Source organism: Salmonella sp. HY31, assembly GCF_042604575.1.
Taxonomy (GTDB): domain Bacteria; phylum Pseudomonadota; class Gammaproteobacteria; order Enterobacterales; family Enterobacteriaceae; genus Salmonella; species Salmonella diarizonae.
Map to the genome: position 1 here is coordinate 3,947,028 of NZ_CP170479.1, position 19,692 is coordinate 3,966,719.

The following is a 19,692-nucleotide window of genomic DNA, read 5'->3' on the forward strand; positions in this document are numbered from 1 at the left end:
ATCCGGCAATGCGCGTTACTCCCAGAAATCACGCGCAGGATCGAGTACCGGACGAATGATGCCCGCACGCACCGTAAAGTCGCCGAAGCCTTCACCCACTTCACGCGCTTTCGCCCAACGCCCAATCAGTTCATCCAGCGAGGCCAGAATATCCGGCTCGGTGATATTTTCTTTATACATCCGTGGGATACGACTCCCGATGCGGTTACCGCCAAGATGCAAATTATAACGGCCGGGCGCTTTCCCTACTAAGCCAATTTCCGCCAGCATCGCGCGGCCACAGCCGTTCGGGCAGCCGGTTACGCGCAGAACGATATGTTCATCTCCCACGCCGTGTTTGGCCATCATCGCTTCCACCTTATCGATAAACGACGGCAGGAAGCGTTCAGCTTCGGCCATCGCCAACGGGCAAGTCGGAAAAGAGACGCAGGCCATCGAGTTTTCACGCTGCGGCGTCACGGCGTTCATCAGACCGTGGCCACGCGCCAGCTTCTCTATCTTCGCTTTCTGGCTTTCCGGCACGCTGGCAACGATCAGGTTCTGGTTAGCGGTAATACGGAACTCGCCCTGATGAATTTTCGCGATCTCCAGCAGGCCGGTTTTCAGTGGACGACCCGGATAATCCAGAATACGGCCATTCTCGATAAACAGCGTCAGGTGCCATTTATCATCAATGCCTTTCACCCAACCAATCCTGTCGCCACGCCCGGTAAATTCATACGGACGAATGGGTTCAAATGTGATCCCCGCGCGCCGCTCGACTTCCGCTTTAAACGTCTCCAGTCCCACGCGCTCAAGGGTGTATTTGGTTTTGGCGTTTTTCCTGTCGGTACGGTTGCCCCAGTCGCGCTGCGTGGTCACCACAGCTTCCGCCACCGCCAGGGTGTGCTCCAGCGGCAGATAGCCAAATTCGCTCGCGGTACGGGCATACGTTTTCTTATTGCCATGCTCAATCGATAGTCCGCCGCCGACCAGCAGGTTAAAGCCGACCAGCTTGCCATTCTCGGCAATTGCCACAAAGTTCATGTCGTTGGCATGCAGATCGATATCGTTTTGCGGCGGGATCACCACCGTGGTCTTGAATTTACGCGGCAGATAGGTCTGACCGAGGATCGGCTCTTCGTCGGTGGTCGCCACTTTTTCCTGATCGAGCCAGATCTCCGCATAGGCGCGAGTACGCGGCAGCAGATGTTCAGAGATCTTCTTCGCCCATTCGTAGGCTTCGGCGTGCAACTGCGACTCGTAGGGATTGGAAGTGCACAGCACGTTACGATTCATGTCATTGGCGGTGGCCAGCGCGTCCAGCCCGACGGCGTGCAGCATCTGATGTACCGGCTTTACGTTCTTCTTCAGAATACCGTGAAACTGGAAGGTCTGGCGGTTGGTCAGACGGATACTGCCATAAATCGTGTTATCCGCCGCAAATTTGTCGATCGCTTGCCATTGCGCCGTAGTAATCACCCCGCCCGGCAGGCGGCAGCGCAGTAGCATGGCGTGGCGCGGTTCCAGTTTCTGTTCCGCACGCTCGGCGCGGATATCGCGGTCGTCCTGCTGATACATACCGTGAAAGCGGATCAGCAGAAAGTTGTCGCCTTTAAAACCGCCGGTGAGGCCGTCATTTAAATCTTCCGCAATGGTACCGCGCAAATAGTTGCTTTCCAGCTTCATGCGCTCGGCATCGGACAGTTTACCTTCGACCACCAGTGGGCCTGGATGTTTTTCGCTCATTAGTAGACATCTCGCTGATAACGGCGCTCTACGCGCAGCTCACTTAAATATTCGTCTGCCGATTCGAGGTCCATACCGCCGAATTCAGCTATCACTTCCAGCAAAGCCTGCTCAACGTCTTTCGCCATGCGATTGGCGTCGCCGCAGACATAAATATGCGCACCATCATTGATCCAGCTCCACAGCTCGGCGCCCTGCTCACGCAGCTTGTCTTGTACGTAAATTTTTTCTTTTTGATCGCGTGACCAGGCGAGATCGATACGGCTTAACAGCCCCTCTTTCACGTAGCGCTGCCACTCCACCTGGTAGAGAAAATCTTCGGTAAAGTGCGGATTACCGAAGAACAGCCAGTTTTTGCCCGGCGCATCCTCCGCGGCACGCTGTTGCATAAAGGCGCGAAACGGCGCGATACCGGTGCCGGGGCCAATCATAATGACCGGCGTTTCCGGATTCGTCGGCAGACGGAAATTGTCGTTATGCTCGATGAACACGCGTACTTCGCCATCTTCTTCAATACGGTCGGCAAGGAAGCTGGAAGCACCGCCTGCTCGAGCTCGTCCTTCGATGTCATAACGGACAACGCCGACGGTGAGATGGACTTCGTTCTCGACTTCCGCCTGTGACGATGCAATAGAGTACAGACGCGGCGTTAGCGGACGCAGCAGGCCAACTAACGCGTCGGCATCCAGTTGCGCCGGTGAGAAGCGCACCATATCAACAATGGGCGTGACGGCGGCGTAATGCTGTAACTGCGCTTTGTCGCCTACTAACGGCAACAGAGACTCACTGCGCGTCAGGGTCGCGTAGTTCTCGACAATATTGGAGGTATTCACCGTCAGTTCGAAATGCCACTGGAGCGCCTCCGCCAACGGCAGCAGTTTGCCATCAACGGTTACCGATTCGTCGCCTTTCAACCACAGCAGTTCCACGATCTCTTTAACCAGCACGGGATCGTTCTGATACCAGACGCCCAGTGCATCACCCGGCTGATAACGCAGACCGGAGTCGCCTAAATCAATCTCAATATGACGAACGTCTTTTTCCGAGTTGCGGCCAGTGATTTTCTGATTCAGCGAGAGCGAGGCGCACAGAGGCGCTTCTTTGGTATAGGGGCTGGTGTGGATTTCATTTACCGCGCCGCTGGCAACAGGCTGTGCAAACGTCGCCGTCGGCGTGCGGGATTTTAAGACATCAACCACCCGCGCGCGCCATTGTGCGGCGGCAGACTGATATTCCACATCGGCGTCCACGCGATCCAGCAGGCGTTCGCCACCGAGTTCCGCCAGCTTATTGTCAAAATCTTTACCGGCCTGACAGAAAAATTCGTATGACGTATCACCCAGGCTAAAAACAGCGAAAGCGGTGTCGTTGAGCGTTGGCGCTTTTTTGGAGAACAGGAATTTATGTAGCGCGACGGCCTCTTCCGGCGGCTCGCCTTCTCCCTGAGTGGACGTCACCATCACCAGCAGTTTTTCACTGGCAATCTGTTTGAATTTGTAGTCGCCAGCGTTCACCAGAGTCACGTTAAGGTTGGCCGCCAGCAGATCATCACGCAGAGCTTCCGCCACACGACGCGCATTGCCGGTTTGCGAAGCGGAAATAAGCGTAATCCCCGGCATCTTCCCCTCAGGAGCAGGCGTTACGGCAACAGCGCCTGAGCGCGGGTTCAGTACACCCCAAAAATAGCCGGAGACCCAGGCAAGCTGTTCGGGAGTAAGGTCGGTTGTCGCGGCCTGGAGGCGCGCCAGTTGCTCCGGATTAAGCGGAAGCAACCCAGTCAGTGGAGCCGGTGTCGTCATGCGTCGTTATGTTCCAGTAAGCAAAGCGGATCTATACACAAAATCATTCAAGTTGCATCACAAAACGCTTTAGCGTTTTGAACAGCGCTTGTGCTGGCTGCTGTAAGCCGAGAACGCGAATCCCAGGAGCATACATAAGTACGTGACTGGGGTGAGTAAACGCAGTCAACACAAATGCGGCTTGAAGAATGAAGTGTATAAGCGATAAAACCCAAACTGAGGATAAGATTAACGGTGAGAGCAATAACAATTAAAGAAGGGTTGGAAATAACACATAACCAAATGAACTAACCTGTTTTAGTTATCGTTATTAACGCCAAAACCGATTTTATAATTGATTGATAATTATTAAATTTTCTGGAAGGCCTTAAATTAATTGCCTGTCACAGAGCGGAGAATGGTTTTAGTTAATGATAAAAAATGCGCTTTCCGGTACCCTACGGCGGTTTTTTATTGCCTGAGAGTTCATCATGTCCACCACGTTGTATAAAGATTTCACCTTTGAAGCCGCTCACCGACTGCCTCACGTGCCTGAAGGGCATAAGTGCGGCCGTCTGCACGGACACTCGTTTACGGTGCGTCTGGAAATTACCGGTGAAGTCGATCCGCATACCGGTTGGATCATAGATTTCGCGGATCTGAAAGCGGCGTTTAAACCCACTTACGATCGTCTTGATCACTACTATCTGAATGATATTCCAGGGCTGTCCAATCCCACCAGCGAAGTACTGGCAAAATGGATTTGGGATCAGGTTAAACCCGTCGTGCCGCTACTGAGCGCCGTTATGGTGAAAGAGACCTGTACAGCCGGCTGCGTCTATCGCGGCGAGTAGGTTTAAGAAGTATGGGCTGGATGCCGGATTGATTCCAGCCCATCCACACGGCGTTTCATCAGAGAAAACATTGCCTTGAGCGCTGTGTTAAAAGCGCAGCACATCGCCGGTTGCAGGTGCGGTTATTTCCGGCAACCACAACCGTCCCCAGGCCCCGGTACAGTGGCAACCGCATAGTTTTTCCGGTTTTTGTTCGTGCAAAAAGCGCCTGACCCGCCACAGCGTAAATGGAGATGCGCAGCGGAGATGAAATCCGCCGACAAGCGCGTAAATCCGTTTTATACCGGTAATGTTCTGACAGTGCCGAACAATATTTGCGATCCCACGATGCCCGCATCCCGTAATGATGACTAATCCTTTTGCCGACTGGTAAATCAGTACGCCCTCGTCCAAAATAGAGTCTGGCTCCGCATCGTGGTCGCTAAAAATTCCGTAGGCTTCAGGCACGACCATCGGTATTTCCCCTGACCAGATAAAGTTTTCGCCAATCGGCAAAGGGTCACGCGTGTACACCATTCGGTAACGTGAATAGTCCACTTCACGCGACAATTTTTTTATTTTTCGGGTAATACCGAGAAAGGTCATTGCCGCATAGCGTTCGCGCGCAATATCTGGATGGCAGATGATTCGGATGTTATCAGGAAGCCACGGCACGCCGCCGCAATGATCGTAGTGACCATGCGAAAGCACCACAGCAGACACATCGGATAGATCGATCCCCATTGCCAACACATTTTGCATAAAACTGCCATCAGGGCCGGTATCGAACAATATCGACGTAGATTCATCCTGGACCAACAGGCTTAATCCCGGTCTGGCCTTCAACGATTGATTCGCTCCCGCTCCCTTATGATTTTCGAGCAATACTCTGATCGTTAACGCCATGCCCCTCTCCTGTATAAAACCCAACCGGGAAGATGTTTTTTTTACTTTACAGGTTTGTATAAGCCATTACTGGTATACAGATTATGATTATGCAACGGCTATCCCCGCTGACGCGGGGAACACTCCAGGTCTTTTGGCGTTAAGCCCTGCTGTTCCGGTTTATCCCCGCGGGCGTGGGGAACACAGTAAATGTATCTCATTATTTATGAAGTGCTTTTTATAAGCACTACATTCTATCGACCTAATCACAACAAATTTAAATTATTAAAGAAAAGTTAATTTACTGATTTTGATGCAAAAAACTCATAGAATGTTTTTTTCTTTAAATTTACTAAAATAGCGTGATCCATGCATCGCTAAGGAAAAATTTATCAGTGCTTCTATACACTCATCAAAATTCACATAGAGAAAATAAAGAATGCAAGGTAATGGATGAGTCACAGACGGCAACGACAGGCCGTCCGTAAAATTGATAGCGCATCAGGCGATATTTAAATATTTATGCGTTTGCATAGACAGCCGCCAGTTACGCGCAATACAAGTTTCAATACACAGACGCGTCGCGTCTTCTTTCTGGCTAATGGGCTGCAAAGCAATCACACGCGGTTTATCATCGCTCAACGTGGCTAACAGTTCATCCAGCGCCTCAATATCACGAACTCGCCCAACGGGATGCTTGATTTCATTGGCGCGCTCCAGTGCCTGGGAAAGCACGTCATATCCCCCACGCATATTCACTTTTGGTGAAACCGTTACCCAGGTATTGGGCGTACAGCGCACTTCGTGCGTCCCGCTGGTCTCAATCTGACAACTAAAACCATTCTTTTCAAGCAGATCGGTGAGCGGCATGAGATCGTGAATACAGGGTTCGCCACCGGTGATGACAACGTGACGCGCGGTATAGCCCTGACGATTAATCACCGCCAGCAGATCTTCACTGCTCGCAGCACCCCATTTGTCGCTCTCTTTGGTTTTTGCAAGGATACTGTACAGGGAAACTTCCCGATCGCTAAGTTTATCCCAGGTGTGTTTGGTATCGCACCAGGCACAGCCAACCGGACATCCCTGTAAACGAATAAAAATAGCGGGGACGCCGGTAAAGTAACCCTCGCCTTGTAGGGTCTGGAACATCTCGTTAATCGGGTACTGCATAGCGTTCTCTGTTAAGGGGATAATCGTTAATTATTGCAGATTTCGTCTGCCCGGTCATGCGCAGCGGCTGCGCTATTGAACAGATACAAAAAAACCCGCCGAAGCGGGTTTATACGTTAAGAGGTAAAAGCAGGATTACGCCTGACCTTTGATCTCTTTACGACCGTTGTACGGTGCTTTTTCGCCCAGAGCTTCTTCGATACGAATCAGCTGGTTGTATTTAGCAACGCGGTCAGAACGGCTCATAGAACCGGTTTTGATCTGGCCTGCAGCGGTACCAACAGCCAGGTCAGCGATGGTAGCGTCTTCAGTTTCACCAGAACGGTGAGAGATGACAGCAGTGTAGCCAGCGTCTTTCGCCATCTTGATTGCAGCCAGAGTTTCGGTCAGAGAACCGATCTGGTTGAATTTGATCAGGATGGAGTTAGCGATGCCTTTCTCGATGCCTTCTTTCAGGATTTTGGTATTGGTTACGAACAGGTCGTCACCAACCAGCTGGATTTTGTCGCCCAGTACTTTGGTCTGGTAGGCAAAACCGTCCCAGTCAGACTCGTCCAGACCATCTTCGATGGAAACGATCGGGTACTGTTTGGTCAGCTCTTCCAGGAAGTGGGTGAATTCTTCGGAGGTGAACGCTTTGTTGCCTTCGCCAGCCAGCACGTATTTACCGTCTTTGTAGAATTCAGATGCTGCGCAGTCCATCGCCAGGGTGATGTCTTTACCCAGCTCGTAACCAGCCGCTTTAACCGCTTCAGCGATAACAGCCAGTGCTTCAGCGTTGGAGCCCAGGTTCGGCGCGTAGCCGCCTTCGTCACCCACAGCGGTGTTCATGCCTTTGCCTTTCAGCACTTTTGCCAGATGATGGAAAACTTCAGAACCCATACGGATGGCTTCTTTAACCGTTTTCGCGCCAACCGGCTGGATCATGAATTCCTGGATGTCGACGTTGTTGTCAGCGTGCTCGCCGCCGTTGATGATGTTCATCATCGGAACCGGCATGGAGTATTTGCCCGGAGTGCCGTTCAGTTCAGCAATGTGCTCGTACAGCGGCATACCTTTAGCGGCAGCAGCAGCTTTGGCGTTAGCCAGAGAGACAGCCAGAATAGCGTTTGCACCGAAGTTAGATTTGTTTTCAGTACCGTCCAGGTCGATCATGATTTTGTCGATGCCAGCCTGGTCTTTAGCGTCTTTGCCAAGAATAGCCTGAGCGATCGGGCCGTTAACCGCGCCAACAGCTTTGGTTACGCCTTTACCCAGGAAACGGGATTTGTCGCCATCGCGCAGTTCCAGCGCTTCGCGGGAACCAGTAGAAGCACCTGACGGAGCCGCCGCCATACCTACGAAACCACCTTCCAGGTGTACTTCAGCTTCAACAGTCGGGTTACCACGGGAGTCGATGATTTCACGACCGATGACTTTAACGATTTTGGACATTAGGTTTTCCTCAAGTCACTAGTTAAACTAAAACTTCAGACAAACGGTGCACCGCTGAGGGTGCACCGCCGTTCTAACTTTTTTACTTCGCCTGACGTTTCTGATGCTCGTTGGCGGCTTTAACAAAGCCGGCGAACAACGGATGTCCATCACGCGGCGTGGAAGTAAATTCCGGATGGAACTGACAGGCCACGAACCACGGATGATTCGGTACCTCAATGATCTCGACTAACTGATCATCACCGGAACGGCCTGCGACACGCAGACCCGCTGCTTCAATTTGTTTCAACAACATATTGTTGACTTCGTAGCGATGGCGATGACGTTCAACAATCGTCGGCGCGCCATACAACTGACGTACCAGGCTGTCATCGCTAAGCTGGCACTGCTGCGCGCCCAGGCGCATAGTGCCGCCCAGATCGCTTTTCTCGCTACGGACTTCAACGTTGCCGTCTTCATCACGCCACTCGGTAATTAACGCCACAACCGGGTACTTACAGTCTGGCACAAATTCCGTTGAGTTGGCGTTGTCCATACCGGCCACGTTACGAGCGAACTCAATCAACGCAACCTGCATCCCCAGGCAAATGCCCAGATAAGGAATATTATTTTCACGCGCATAGCGCGCAGTGGCGATTTTACCTTCAACGCCACGATAGCCGAAACCGCCAGGGATCAGGATAGCGTCCAAATCTTTCAGAATTTCGACGCCGCGCGTTTCAACATCTTGCGAATCGATCAATTTGATGTTGACGGTAACACGGTTTTTCAGACCACCGTGCTTCAGCGCTTCGATCACCGACTTATAGGCATCCGGCAATTCAATGTACTTGCCTACCATGCCGATAGTCACTTCGCCTGCCGGGTTTGCTTCTTCGTAAATGACCTGTTCCCATTCAGACAGGTTTGCTTCCGGACAGTTCAAGCTGAATCGTTTACAAATATAATCATCAAGCCCCTGAGATTTCAACAGGCCTGGAATTTTATAAATGGAATCGACATCTTTCATTGAAATAACGGCTTTTTCCGGCACATTACAGAACAATGCAATTTTTGCACGCTCGTTGGCAGGAACCGCGCGATCGGAACGACAAATCAGAATATCGGGCTGAATACCGATAGACAGCAGCTCTTTCACGGAGTGCTGAGTCGGTTTAGTTTTCACTTCGCCCGCTGCCGCCAGGTAAGGCACCAGCGTCAGGTGCATAAACAGCGCGTGTTCACGACCGATATCCACCGCCAATTGACGAATCGCTTCAAGGAACGGCAGCGATTCGATATCGCCGACGGTACCGCCGATTTCCACCAGTACCACATCATGGCCTTCGCCGCCTTCCAGCACACGCTCTTTAATCGCATTAGTGATGTGAGGGATCACCTGTACGGTTGCGCCCAGATAGTCGCCACGGCGTTCTTTACGCAGAACGTCGGAGTAGATACGGCCAGTCGTGAAGTTATTGCGGCGAGACATCTTGGTGCGGATGAAACGCTCGTAGTGCCCCAAGTCCAGGTCGGTTTCAGCGCCGTCTTCAGTAACGAACACTTCCCCGTGTTGGATTGGGCTCATAGTACCCGGATCGACGTTGATGTACGGATCCAGTTTCATGATGGTCACGTTGAGACCACGGGCTTCCAGAATGGCTGCGAGGGAGGCTGCGGCAATGCCTTTACCCAGAGAGGATACGACCCCGCCGGTCACAAAAATATAGTTCGTTGTCATGCGGAACCTGAGAAGTTAGGTTTAAAAGACGATGGAATAACCAGGACGGGAAAGCAGTATACCCGAACATGACCTACGCCACAAACTTTCATTATTCCTCCTCTTCGTCAGGCTGACATTCACATAGGGAGTGAGAAAATAGCCCCTTTGAGGTAAATGTTTTTGACGTAAATCAAGCGCTTGTTATTTAAAAAATCACACAAATCGCTCTTGACCGCCTAAAACCTTTAGAGATCAATTTCCTGGCGTTTTACCTCCTGCCAAACTTCTTCCATTGTTTCCAGGTCCACCCCGGTCATTTCCAGGCCTCTGGCTGCGACAATGCGTTCAACTTCTCGAAAACGACGTTCAAATTTATCGTTTGCTTTTTGCAATGCGAGCTCCGCTTTCGTACCTAAATGACGCGCCATGTTGACCGTGGCAAAGATCAAATCGCCCATTTCCTCTTCCAGTTTAGCCTGATCAACAACCGCCTGCCGCGCCTCAAACATGACTTCATCGATCTCTTCATAGACCTTATCGACGACCGGTCCCAACGTCGTCCAGTCAAAGCCCACGTTTGAACACCGTTTCTGTATTTTTTGTGCACGCATTAAGGCCGGTAAACTGCGTGGAATATCATCCAGCGCGGAATGCTGCGCTTTTTGCGCACGTTCTTCCGTTTTTATTTGCTCCCAGCGGACTAATACGTCTTCGCTATTATTCGCGGAAAGCTCCCCAAAAACATGGGGATGGCGGCGCTCCAGTTTGTCGCTGATGGCAGCGCAGATATCATTAAAATCGAAAAGGCCTTCTTCCTGCGCCATCTGTGCGTAAAACACCACCTGAAACAACAGGTCGCCCAGTTCGCCGCGCAAATCGTCAAAATCCTCACGCGCAATCGCATCCAGTACTTCATAAGTTTCTTCAAGCGTATAGGGCGCAATGCTGGCAAAGGTCTGCTCTTTATCCCACGGGCAGCCGCCTTCCGGGTCGCGCAGGCGCTGCATGATATTAAGCAGACGGTCAATTTGATTCATTAAAATATCCTGAAAACATAGGCCCGATGAGCAAAGCGCCATCGGGCGAAAAACGCCGGATGGCGTACACGTTATTAATTCCCGTGCAAACGACGGGCGTCAATGACATCCGGCACCTGGTTGAGCTTGCCGAGCACGCGGCCCAGCACTTGCAGGTTGTAGATCTCGATCGTCATATCGATGGTGGCGATCTGCTGTTTAATGTCGCTGCGGCTGGCGACGCCCAGCACGTTGACTTTTTCATTGGCCAGAATGGTGGTGATATCGCGCAGTAAGCCGCTGCGATCGTTGGCCGTTACGCGCACCACCAGCGAATATCCTGCCGAGTAGCTCTCGCCCCATACCGCCTCTACGATCCGCTCCGGCGCATGAGAGCGCAGCTCCGCCAGTTGTTCACAATCGGCCCGGTGCACGGAAATTCCCCGCCCCTGAGTGATAAATCCGACAATTTCATCCCCCGGAATCGGCTGGCAGCAGCGGGCGATGTGGTGCATCAAATTACCCACGCCTTCCACCACCACACGTCCGTCGTCTTTACGACGATTTTGCGGCGCGTACGTTTTTTGCTGAAGCTGCTTCAGCGCCGCAGCATCCTGCTCTTCCGCGCTCGGCTTATTGAACTGCGATTGCAGGAAATTCACCATCTGATTAAGACGGATATCGCCGCCGCCTATCGCCGCCAGCAACTCTTCCAGCTCATTAAAGTTGTAGCGCGGCAGCAGATGCTTTTCGGCCTCTTTCAGGCTAATCCCCAAATGCGCCAGCTCATCGTCGAGGATCTGCCGTCCAGCCAGAATATTTTTGTCACGATCCTGTTTGCGGAACCAGGCGTGAATTTTCGAACGCCCGCGGCTGGTCGTCACATAGCCCAGGTTTGGATTCAGCCAGTCGCGGCTGGGATTCGGCTGCTTCTGAGTGATAATTTCAACCTGATCGCCCATCTGCAACTGATAGGTGAATGGAACAATACGGCCGCCGATTTTAGCGCCGATGCAGCGGTGCCCGACATCGCTGTGGATGTGGTAAGCAAAATCGAGCGGCGTAGATCCGGCAGGCAAATCCACCACATCGCCTTTTGGCGTAAAGACGTAGACTCGATCGTCAAACACCTGGCTGCGCACTTCATCCAGCATTTCGCCGGAATCCGCCATCTCTTCCTGCCAGGCGATCAGCTTACGCAGCCACGCAATTCTGTCTTCATGGCCGGAACGCACGCCGCCGGACGCGGCGCCTTCTTTATACTTCCAGTGCGCCGCCACGCCCAGTTCGGCGTCTTCATGCATCTGTTTGGTACGGATCTGGATCTCAACGGTTTTACCGCCCGGCCCCAGTACCACGGTATGGATAGACTGGTAGCCGTTCGGCTTCGGGTTGGCGACATAGTCATCGAATTCATCCGGCAGGTGACGATAGTGAGTATGCACTATCCCCAGTGCGGCATAGCAGTCCTGGAGGCGCTCGGCGACGATACGCACAGCGCGGACGTCAAAGAGTTCATCAAACGCCAGATGCTTTTTCTGCATTTTGCGCCAGATACTGTAAATATGTTTTGGTCGTCCGTAGACTTCCGCCATAACGCCTTCGTTTTTCATTTCGGCGCGCAGATGCCCGACAAACTCTTCAATGTAATGCTCACGATCGATCCGCCGTTCATGCAACAGTTTAGCGATGCGTTTGTATTCTGCCGGATGCAGGTAGCGGAAACAGTAGTCTTCCAGCTCCCACTTCAGTTGCCCAATCCCCAAACGATTAGCGAGCGGCGCATAGATGTTGGTACATTCTTTAGCCGCCAGCACGCGCTCATCTTCCGGCGCATCTTTCACTTCGCGCAAATGAGCGATTCGCTCGGCCAGTTTGATCACCACGCAGCGGAAATCATCCACCATCGCCAACAGCATTCGACGGACGTTATCGACCTGCTCCGAAGAAACAGAGTCGTTATGAGTAGCGTTTAACTGGCGGATCGCCGCCATATCGCGCACGCCATGAATCAGGGTAACGATAGATTTGCCGACGCTTTCGCGCAGCACATCTTCGCTGACCACGTTGGCGTCGGCCAGAGGGAACAGTAGCGCCGCCCGCAGCGTGTCGATATCCATACTCAGCGTGGAAAGAATTTCTACCATCTCCACGCCACGCCACAGCAACAGATCCGCATCCGGATGTCCTTGTGTCTGTTGCAGGCAATACGCCCAGGTTTCGGCTAAGCGCTCACACGACTGCTGGCTGGAAATTCCCAGGCTTGCGATCCACTTCTTCGGATCAAATTCACCAGCTTTATTAATATGTGCACTTCTTACCGCGACCATCGTCCTCTCCTTAAGGGACCAGGCCTACCGAAGTCGGTAAGCCGGTAATCATTACATGTGCTCGAACAGAACCATTGATTCCAGATGTCCTGTGTGCGGGAACATGTCGAGCATCGCTAAACGCGTAACCTCATATCCCGCATTGACTAGCGCTTCACTATCGCGCGCCAGCGTCGCCGGATTACAGGATACATAAACAATGCGAATAGGTTTTAATTTTAAAATATGTCGCATCACTCCTGTAGCCCCCGCACGCGCAGGATCGAGTAAGACTTTGTCAAAGCCGTTTTTCGCCCACGGCTGCTTCGTGACATCTTCCTCCAGGTTCTCATGGAAGAATGTCACATTATGTAACCCATTGCGGATGGCGTTTTCACGGCCTTTTTCTACCAGCGCCGGAACGCCCTCAACCCCTACCACGCTTGCTGCGCGCGTTGCCAGCGGCAGCGTAAAATTCCCCATTCCGCAGAACAGATCCAGGACACGATCCTCGGCGCGCACATCAAGCCACTCCAGCGCGCGGGCGACCATTTGCTGGTTTACCGCTTCATTAACCTGAATAAAGTCTCGCGGACTGAAGGCTAAACGTAAGCCGTGCGAGTCATACCAGGGCGCTTCGCCGGAGACCGTTTCCAGTATCTCGCTAAACGGCGCCAGAAACAGAGACAATCCCTCAGAATGCGAAAAGCGTTCCAGTTTTTCTTTATCCGCTGCACTCAATGGCGCGGTATGGCGCAGAATCATCAGCGTACCGCTTCCCGCCTGTACCAGCTCGACATGCCCAAGGTGTCGGGTGCCGTGTAAACTCGCCAGACACGCTCTGATTCGGGGCAGCAATGCTTCAAGCTGGGGCACCAAAACAGGGCACTGTTCGACATTGACGATATCGCTGGAACCCGCTTTGCGAAATCCCATTTGCAGCGGTTTATCCGGCGGGCAATTCAGACTTAACCGCGCACGACGCCGATAGCCCCAGGGCGCGCCGGCAATGATGTCATTCACCTCGTGTTTCATCAAACGCGCCAGCGCCGCGCTTTTGCTGCGTTGTTGCAAGGCGATGCCGACATGTTGTTGCTGACAACCGCCGCAGACGCCAAAATGCGGACAGCGCGGCGCCTCTCGTTCCGGGCTATCATTCAAACGGCGCGAAACGCGTGCGCGGGCAAATTGCTTTTTATCTTCTGTGATAATGACTTCTGCGCTTTCCTCAGGCAATAAACCGGGGATAAACAGCGCCTTTCCGTTATGACGGGCTACGCCCTGACCAAATGGATCGAGGTCATTGACTTTAACGGTTATGATCTGACGCGTCGTCACGCGCCGTTTTGCAGAGTAGAATTGCGCCATCGACCAGCTTTTTCTCAATTTAACAGTGTGACCCTAATTGTCCCATAACGGAACTCCATGACCAACTACAGCCTGCGCGCACGCATGATGATTCTGATCCTGGCCCCGACCGTCCTGATAGGTTTGCTGCTCAGTATCTTTTTTGTGGTGCACCGCTATAACGACCTGCAGCGTCAACTGGAAGATGCCGGCGCCAGTATTATTGAACCGCTCGCCGTCTCCAGCGAATATGGTATGAACTTACAAAACCGGGAGTCTATCGGCCAACTTATCAGCGTTCTGCACCGCAGACATTCTGATATTGTGCGGGCGATTTCCGTTTATGACGATCATAACCGTCTGTTTGTAACATCTAATTTCCATCTGGACCCCTCACAGATGCAGCTTCCCGCCGGAGCGCCGTTTCCACGTCGTCTGAGCGTCGATCGCCACGGCGATATCATGATCCTGCGCACACCGATTATCTCGGAGAGCTATTCGCCGGACGAGTCCATTATTGCCGACGCGAAAAATACCAAAAATATGCTGGGGTATGTGGCGCTTGAACTGGATCTCAAGTCGGTAAGGCTACAGCAATACAAAGAGATTTTTATCTCCAGCGTGATGATGCTTTTTTGTATTGGTATTGCGCTGATCTTTGGCTGGCGGCTTATGCGCGATGTCACCGGGCCTATCCGTAATATGGTGAATACCGTTGACCGTATTCGGCGCGGACAACTGGATAGCCGTGTGGAAGGGTTTATGCTGGGCGAACTGGATATGCTGAAAAACGGCATTAATTCCATGGCGATGTCGCTTGCCGCCTATCACGAAGAGATGCAGCATAATATCGATCAGGCCACCTCGGATCTGCGTGAAACCCTTGAGCAGATGGAAATCCAAAACGTTGAGCTGGATCTGGCGAAAAAGCGCGCCCAGGAGGCGGCGCGTATTAAGTCGGAGTTCCTGGCGAACATGTCGCACGAACTGCGAACGCCGCTGAACGGCGTCATTGGCTTTACTCGCCTGACATTAAAAACGGAGCTGAATCCCACCCAGCGCGACCATCTGAACACCATTGAGCGTTCCGCGAATAATCTGCTGGCGATCATTAATGACGTGCTCGACTTCTCCAAGCTGGAAGCCGGTAAGCTCATTCTGGAAAGTATCCCTTTTCCACTGCGTAATACGCTGGATGAAGTGGTTACTCTGCTGGCCCACTCGTCGCATGATAAAGGGCTGGAGTTGACGTTAAATATTAAAAACGACGTCCCGGATAATGTGATTGGCGACCCGCTGCGCCTGCAACAGGTCATTACTAACCTGGTGGGTAATGCTATTAAGTTCACCGAGAGTGGCAATATCGATATTCTGGTAGAAAAGCGGGCGCTCAGTAACACCAAAGTACAGATTGAAGTGCAGATCCGTGATACGGGGATCGGCATTCCGGAGCGCGACCAGTCGCGACTGTTTCAGGCGTTTCGCCAGGCCGATGCCAGTATTTCTCGTCGTCACGGCGGCACCGGGCTTGGGCTGGTGATTACGCAAAAGCTGGTCAACGAAATGGGCGGGGATATCTCTTTCCACAGCCAGCCTAATCGCGGTTCGACCTTTTGGTTTCACATTAATCTTGATCTTAACCCAAATGTCATTATTGACGGGCCGTCGACCGCGTGTCTGGCCGGAAAACGACTGGCTTATGTCGAACCGAATGCTACCGCCGCGCAATGTACCCTGGATCTGCTGAGCGACACGCCAGTGGAAGTGGTTTACAGTCCAACCTTCTCCGCGCTGCCGTTAACGCACTACGATATTATGATTTTGAGCGTTCCGGTGACCTTCCGCGAGCCGCTCACCATGCAGCATGAACGGCTGGCGAAAGCGGCGTCTATGACGGACTTCCTGCTGCTGGCGCTGCCTTGCCATGCGCAAATTAACGCAGAAAAGCTGAAACAAGGAGGCGCGGCGGCCTGTCTGTTAAAACCGTTGACGTCAACGCGCCTGTTGCCAGCGCTGACGGAATATTGCCAGTTGAATCACCATGCTGAACCGCTACTGATGGATGCCAGTAAAATCGCCATGACGGTCATGGCAGTTGATGATAATCCCGCCAATCTGAAGCTTATCGGCGCGTTACTGGAAGATAAAGTCCAACACGTAGAGCTTTGTGATAGCGGGCATCAGGCGGTAGATCGGGCGAAACAAATGCAGTTTGATCTGATTTTGATGGATATTCAGATGCCGGATATGGACGGCATACGCGCCTGTGAGTTGATTCACCAGCTTCCTCATCAGCAGCAAACACCGGTTATTGCCGTTACGGCACATGCGATGGCGGGGCAAAAAGAGAAGTTACTCAGCGCGGGCATGAACGACTATCTGGCTAAACCGATAGAAGAAGAGAAGTTACATAATCTGTTGCTGCGCTATAAACCCGGCGCCAACGTAGCGGCGCGTCTGATGGCGCCGGAACCGGCTGAATTTATCTTCAATCCGAATGCGACGCTCGACTGGCAGCTTGCGCTCCGCCAGGCTGCCGGTAAGCCCGATCTGGCGCGGGATATGCTGCAAATGCTGATTGATTTCCTGCCGGAAGTGCGCAACAAAATTGAAGAACAACTGGTGGGAGAAAATCCCAACGGTCTGGTCGATCTGGTCCATAAGCTACACGGGAGCTGCGGCTATAGCGGCGTACCGCGGATGAAGAACCTTTGCCAGCTTATTGAGCAACAGCTTCGCAGCGGCGTCCACGAAGAGGAGATGGAGCCTGAGTTTCTGGAGCTGCTGGATGAGATGGATAATGTCGCGCGTGAAGCGAAGAAGATATTGGGATAAGCGTAGCGCTATCAGGCGGTAATGTGCCGGATGGCGGCTTCGCCTTATCCGGCCTACGAATCCACTTTGGCTTTAGCGTAAAAGCGGCCCTATCTTCAGCGTAGCGGCCACGTTTCGCGCAGTCATACGCACATTTTCGGCGGCATTCTCCAGAGCGTCCTCCAGCGTGCAGATGGTATAAATCACGCTGAAAACGGCATCAAGTCCATGTTCATGAACCACGCCAACATCCGCCGTCAGGCTACCCGCAATACCAATTACCGGTTTGTTATGCCGTTTGGCGATGTTTGCCACGCCAATGGGTACTTTACCGTGAATGGTCTGGCTGTCGATGCGTCCCTCGCCGGTGATGACTAAATCAGCATCCGCAAGGCATTCTTCCAGATGAAGTGCATCGGTGACAATCTCAATGCCACGCCGTAGCTGCGCGCCGCAAAACGCGTATAACGCCGCTCCCATGCCGCCAGCCGCTCCGCCGCCTGCCAGATCCAACACATCAACATGCAGATCGCGGGCAATCAAATGCGCATAGCGAATCAATGCCGTATCCAGACGTTCAATCATCTCCGGCGTCGCCCCTTTTTGCGGACCAAAAACCGCAGAAGCGCCCTCTTTGCCGGTCAGGGGGTTCGTCACATCGCAGGCGACGTCTATACGACACGCCGACAAACGCTTATCCAGACCGCTGATATCAATGTTGGCGAGTGTTTCCAGCCCAATGCCGCCTTGCGCAATATCATTGCCCTGCGCATCCCGTAGCCTGGCCCCCAGCGCCTGCACCATCCCCGCGCCACCGTCGTTGGTGGCGCTACCGCCGATACCGATAATGATATGCTCAACGCCCGCATCCAGCGCATGACGGATCAGCTCGCCGGTTCCCCATGACGTGGTTTTCAGCGGATCGCGCTGCGCGGGAGGTACCTGCTCCAGCCCGCTGGCGGCCGCCATTTCAATGAACGCGGAACGCGCATCGCCGGAAAGCCCATAAAACGCATTGACGCGATGCCCCAACGGCCCGGTGACATCAACATGCACGATTCGCCCCGCCGTCGCTTCGACCATCGCTTCGACAGTACCTTCCCCGCCATCCGCCAGCGGTAGTTTCAGGTAATCCGCGTCAGGCCAGATCTCGCGAAATCCTTGTTCAATGGCGGTCGCTACCTCAAGAGCACTCAAACTTTCTTTATACGAGTCTGGTGCGATCACTATTTTCATAAGTCGCCCTTATGCATGTTGCTCCTGTTAAGCATACACCCAGAGAAGTACCGGCCCCTTACGAAACCGACTCTGACTTAACGCACCATACAAGGGCGCTTATTATCAAACGTCCAGCCTGGAATTAAGTACTGCATTCCCATCGCGTCGTCACGCGCGCCTAAGCCATGCTTTTGATAGAGCTCATGCGCCTTCATCACCTGATCCATATCGAGCTCAACGCCCAGCCCCGGTTTGGTCGGTACTTGCACCATACCGCCTTTAATTTCAAACGGCTCTTTAGTCAGACGCTGATTACCTTCCTGCCAGATCCAGTGGGTATCGATCGCGGTGATCTTGCCCGGCGCCGCCGCCGCAACGTGGGTAAACATCGCCAACGAAATATCAAAGTGGTTATTAGAGTGGGAGCCCCAGGTCAGGCCGAACTCATGACACATTTGCGCCACGCGTACAGAGCCTTGCATAGTCCAGAAGTGCGGGTCCGCCAGCGGGATATCTACAGATTGTAGCGATAGCGTATGCCCCATCTGACGCCAGTCGGTAGCAATCATATTGGTCGCCGTCGGCAGGCCGGTGGCGCGACGGAACTCCGCCATCACTTCGCGTCCGGAGAAGCCCTGTTCCGCGCCGCAAGGATCTTCCGCATAGGCCAGCGATCCTTTCAGATAACGACCGATGTTGATCGCTTCATTGAGAGACCACGCGCCATTCGGATCAAGCGTCACGCGCGCGTTCGGGAAGCGTTTCGCCAGCGCCACGATTGACTCGGCCTCTTCTTCGCCCGCCAGCACGCCGCCTTTCAGTTTAAAGTCGTTGAAGCCATATTTTTCATAGGCGGCTTCTGCCAGACGCACTACCGTTTCCGGCGTCATCGCTTCTTCATGACGCAGGCGATACCAGTCGCATTGCTCATCCGGCTGGCTCTGATACGGTAGCGGCGTGGCCTTGCGATTGCCGACAAAGAACAGATAACCCAGCATTTCGACTTCGCTGCGCTGCTGACCGTCGCCTAACAGCGAAGCGACGTTGACGCCAAGGTGTTGGCCCAGAAGGTCAAGCATTGCCGCTTCAATGCCAGTCACCACATGGATAGTGGTACGGAGATCGAATGTTTGTAAACCGCGTCCGCCCGCATCGCGATCGGCAAACTGGTTACGAACGGCGGTCAGGACATTTTTATATTCACCCAGCGTTTTTCCCACCACCAGTGGGATCGCATCTTCCAGCGTTTTGCGAATTTTTTCGCCGCCCGGGATCTCGCCGACCCCGGTGTGCCCGGAGTTATCTTTAATAATGACAATATTTCGCGTAAAGAAGGGAGCGTGCGCGCCGCTCAGGTTCATCAGCATACTGTCATGGCCTGCGACCGGGATAACCTGCATTGAAGTAACCACAGGCGTCGTAAATTGTGCGCTCATAATCAAGTCCTTATTCAGA

At 53.0% G+C, this 19,692-nt stretch carries 13 protein-coding genes; 2 read left to right on the plus strand and 11 right to left on the minus strand.

The window, feature by feature from the left end; all coding sequences use genetic code 11:
- Nucleotides 1-15: 15 nt before the first annotated feature.
- On the minus strand, nucleotides 16-1,728 hold the full coding sequence (gene cysI, locus ACE15A_RS18845; protein ID WP_053509147.1) for an assimilatory sulfite reductase (NADPH) hemoprotein subunit: 1,713 nt from the start codon (nucleotides 1,726-1,728) through the stop codon (nucleotides 16-18).
- Nucleotides 1,728-3,527 (minus strand): NADPH-dependent assimilatory sulfite reductase flavoprotein subunit, encoded by a 1,800-nt coding sequence (gene cysJ / locus ACE15A_RS18850; protein WP_053509149.1) that lies wholly within the window; start codon nucleotides 3,525-3,527, stop codon nucleotides 1,728-1,730. Before cysJ ends, cysI begins: the two co-directional genes overlap by 1 nt.
- Before the next feature lie 470 nt (nucleotides 3,528-3,997).
- Between cysJ and queD the strand changes: the two genes are divergently transcribed.
- Nucleotides 3,998-4,360, plus strand: a complete 363-nt coding sequence (gene queD / locus ACE15A_RS18855) for a 6-carboxytetrahydropterin synthase QueD (protein ID WP_053509151.1) — start codon at nucleotides 3,998-4,000, stop codon at nucleotides 4,358-4,360.
- Nucleotides 4,361-4,447: 87 nt separating this feature from the next.
- Here queD and ACE15A_RS18860 read toward each other — a convergent pair whose 3' ends face one another.
- The 7 genes from ACE15A_RS18860 to rlmD all read right to left on the minus strand — a co-directional run bounded on the left by ACE15A_RS18860 (nucleotide 4,448) and on the right by rlmD (nucleotide 14,226).
- Nucleotides 4,448-5,245 carry an MBL fold metallo-hydrolase gene (locus tag ACE15A_RS18860; protein WP_053509152.1) on the minus strand — a complete coding sequence of 266 codons (798 nt, stop codon included), beginning with the start codon at nucleotides 5,243-5,245 and terminating at the stop codon, nucleotides 4,448-4,450.
- 480 nt (nucleotides 5,246-5,725) lie between these two features.
- Complete coding sequence (gene queE / locus ACE15A_RS18865) at nucleotides 5,726-6,397, minus strand: 7-carboxy-7-deazaguanine synthase QueE (RefSeq protein WP_023249286.1); 672 nt, start codon at nucleotides 6,395-6,397, stop codon at nucleotides 5,726-5,728.
- 135 nt (nucleotides 6,398-6,532) lie between these two features.
- A complete protein-coding gene (gene eno / locus ACE15A_RS18870; RefSeq protein ID WP_000036734.1) occupies nucleotides 6,533-7,831 on the minus strand; it encodes a phosphopyruvate hydratase in 1,299 nt (432 codons plus the stop codon).
- A gap of 82 nt (nucleotides 7,832-7,913) precedes the next feature.
- A complete protein-coding gene (pyrG, locus tag ACE15A_RS18875; protein WP_000210861.1) occupies nucleotides 7,914-9,551 on the minus strand; it encodes a glutamine hydrolyzing CTP synthase in 1,638 nt (545 codons plus the stop codon).
- Between the two features lie 227 nt (nucleotides 9,552-9,778).
- Nucleotides 9,779-10,570, minus strand: coding sequence for a nucleoside triphosphate pyrophosphohydrolase (mazG, locus tag ACE15A_RS18880; protein WP_053509154.1), 792 nt, complete (start codon nucleotides 10,568-10,570; stop codon nucleotides 9,779-9,781).
- A gap of 74 nt (nucleotides 10,571-10,644) precedes the next feature.
- Nucleotides 10,645-12,879 (minus strand): GTP diphosphokinase, encoded by a 2,235-nt coding sequence (gene relA, locus ACE15A_RS18885; protein ID WP_000226833.1) that lies wholly within the window; start codon nucleotides 12,877-12,879, stop codon nucleotides 10,645-10,647.
- 51 nt (nucleotides 12,880-12,930) lie between these two features.
- Nucleotides 12,931-14,226, minus strand: a complete 1,296-nt coding sequence (gene rlmD / locus ACE15A_RS18890) for a 23S rRNA (uracil(1939)-C(5))-methyltransferase RlmD (protein WP_129382495.1) — start codon at nucleotides 14,224-14,226, stop codon at nucleotides 12,931-12,933.
- A 57-nt stretch (nucleotides 14,227-14,283) separates the two neighbouring features.
- Here rlmD and barA point away from each other — a divergent pair, with 57 nt between their 5' ends.
- Nucleotides 14,284-17,040 carry a two-component sensor histidine kinase BarA gene (gene barA, locus ACE15A_RS18895; protein ID WP_053509159.1) on the plus strand — a complete coding sequence of 919 codons (2,757 nt, stop codon included), beginning with the start codon at nucleotides 14,284-14,286 and terminating at the stop codon, nucleotides 17,038-17,040.
- 72 nt (nucleotides 17,041-17,112) lie between these two features.
- On the opposite strand, the gene ACE15A_RS18900 is transcribed toward barA, so the two are convergent.
- Together ACE15A_RS18900 and gudD are read right to left on the minus strand one after the other, a co-directional pair.
- Nucleotides 17,113-18,255, minus strand: coding sequence for a glycerate kinase (locus tag ACE15A_RS18900; RefSeq protein ID WP_053509161.1), 1,143 nt, complete (start codon nucleotides 18,253-18,255; stop codon nucleotides 17,113-17,115).
- Between the two features lie 77 nt (nucleotides 18,256-18,332).
- Complete coding sequence (gudD, locus tag ACE15A_RS18905) at nucleotides 18,333-19,673, minus strand: glucarate dehydratase (RefSeq protein WP_001275833.1); 1,341 nt, start codon at nucleotides 19,671-19,673, stop codon at nucleotides 18,333-18,335.
- Nucleotides 19,674-19,692 lie beyond the last annotated feature (19 nt).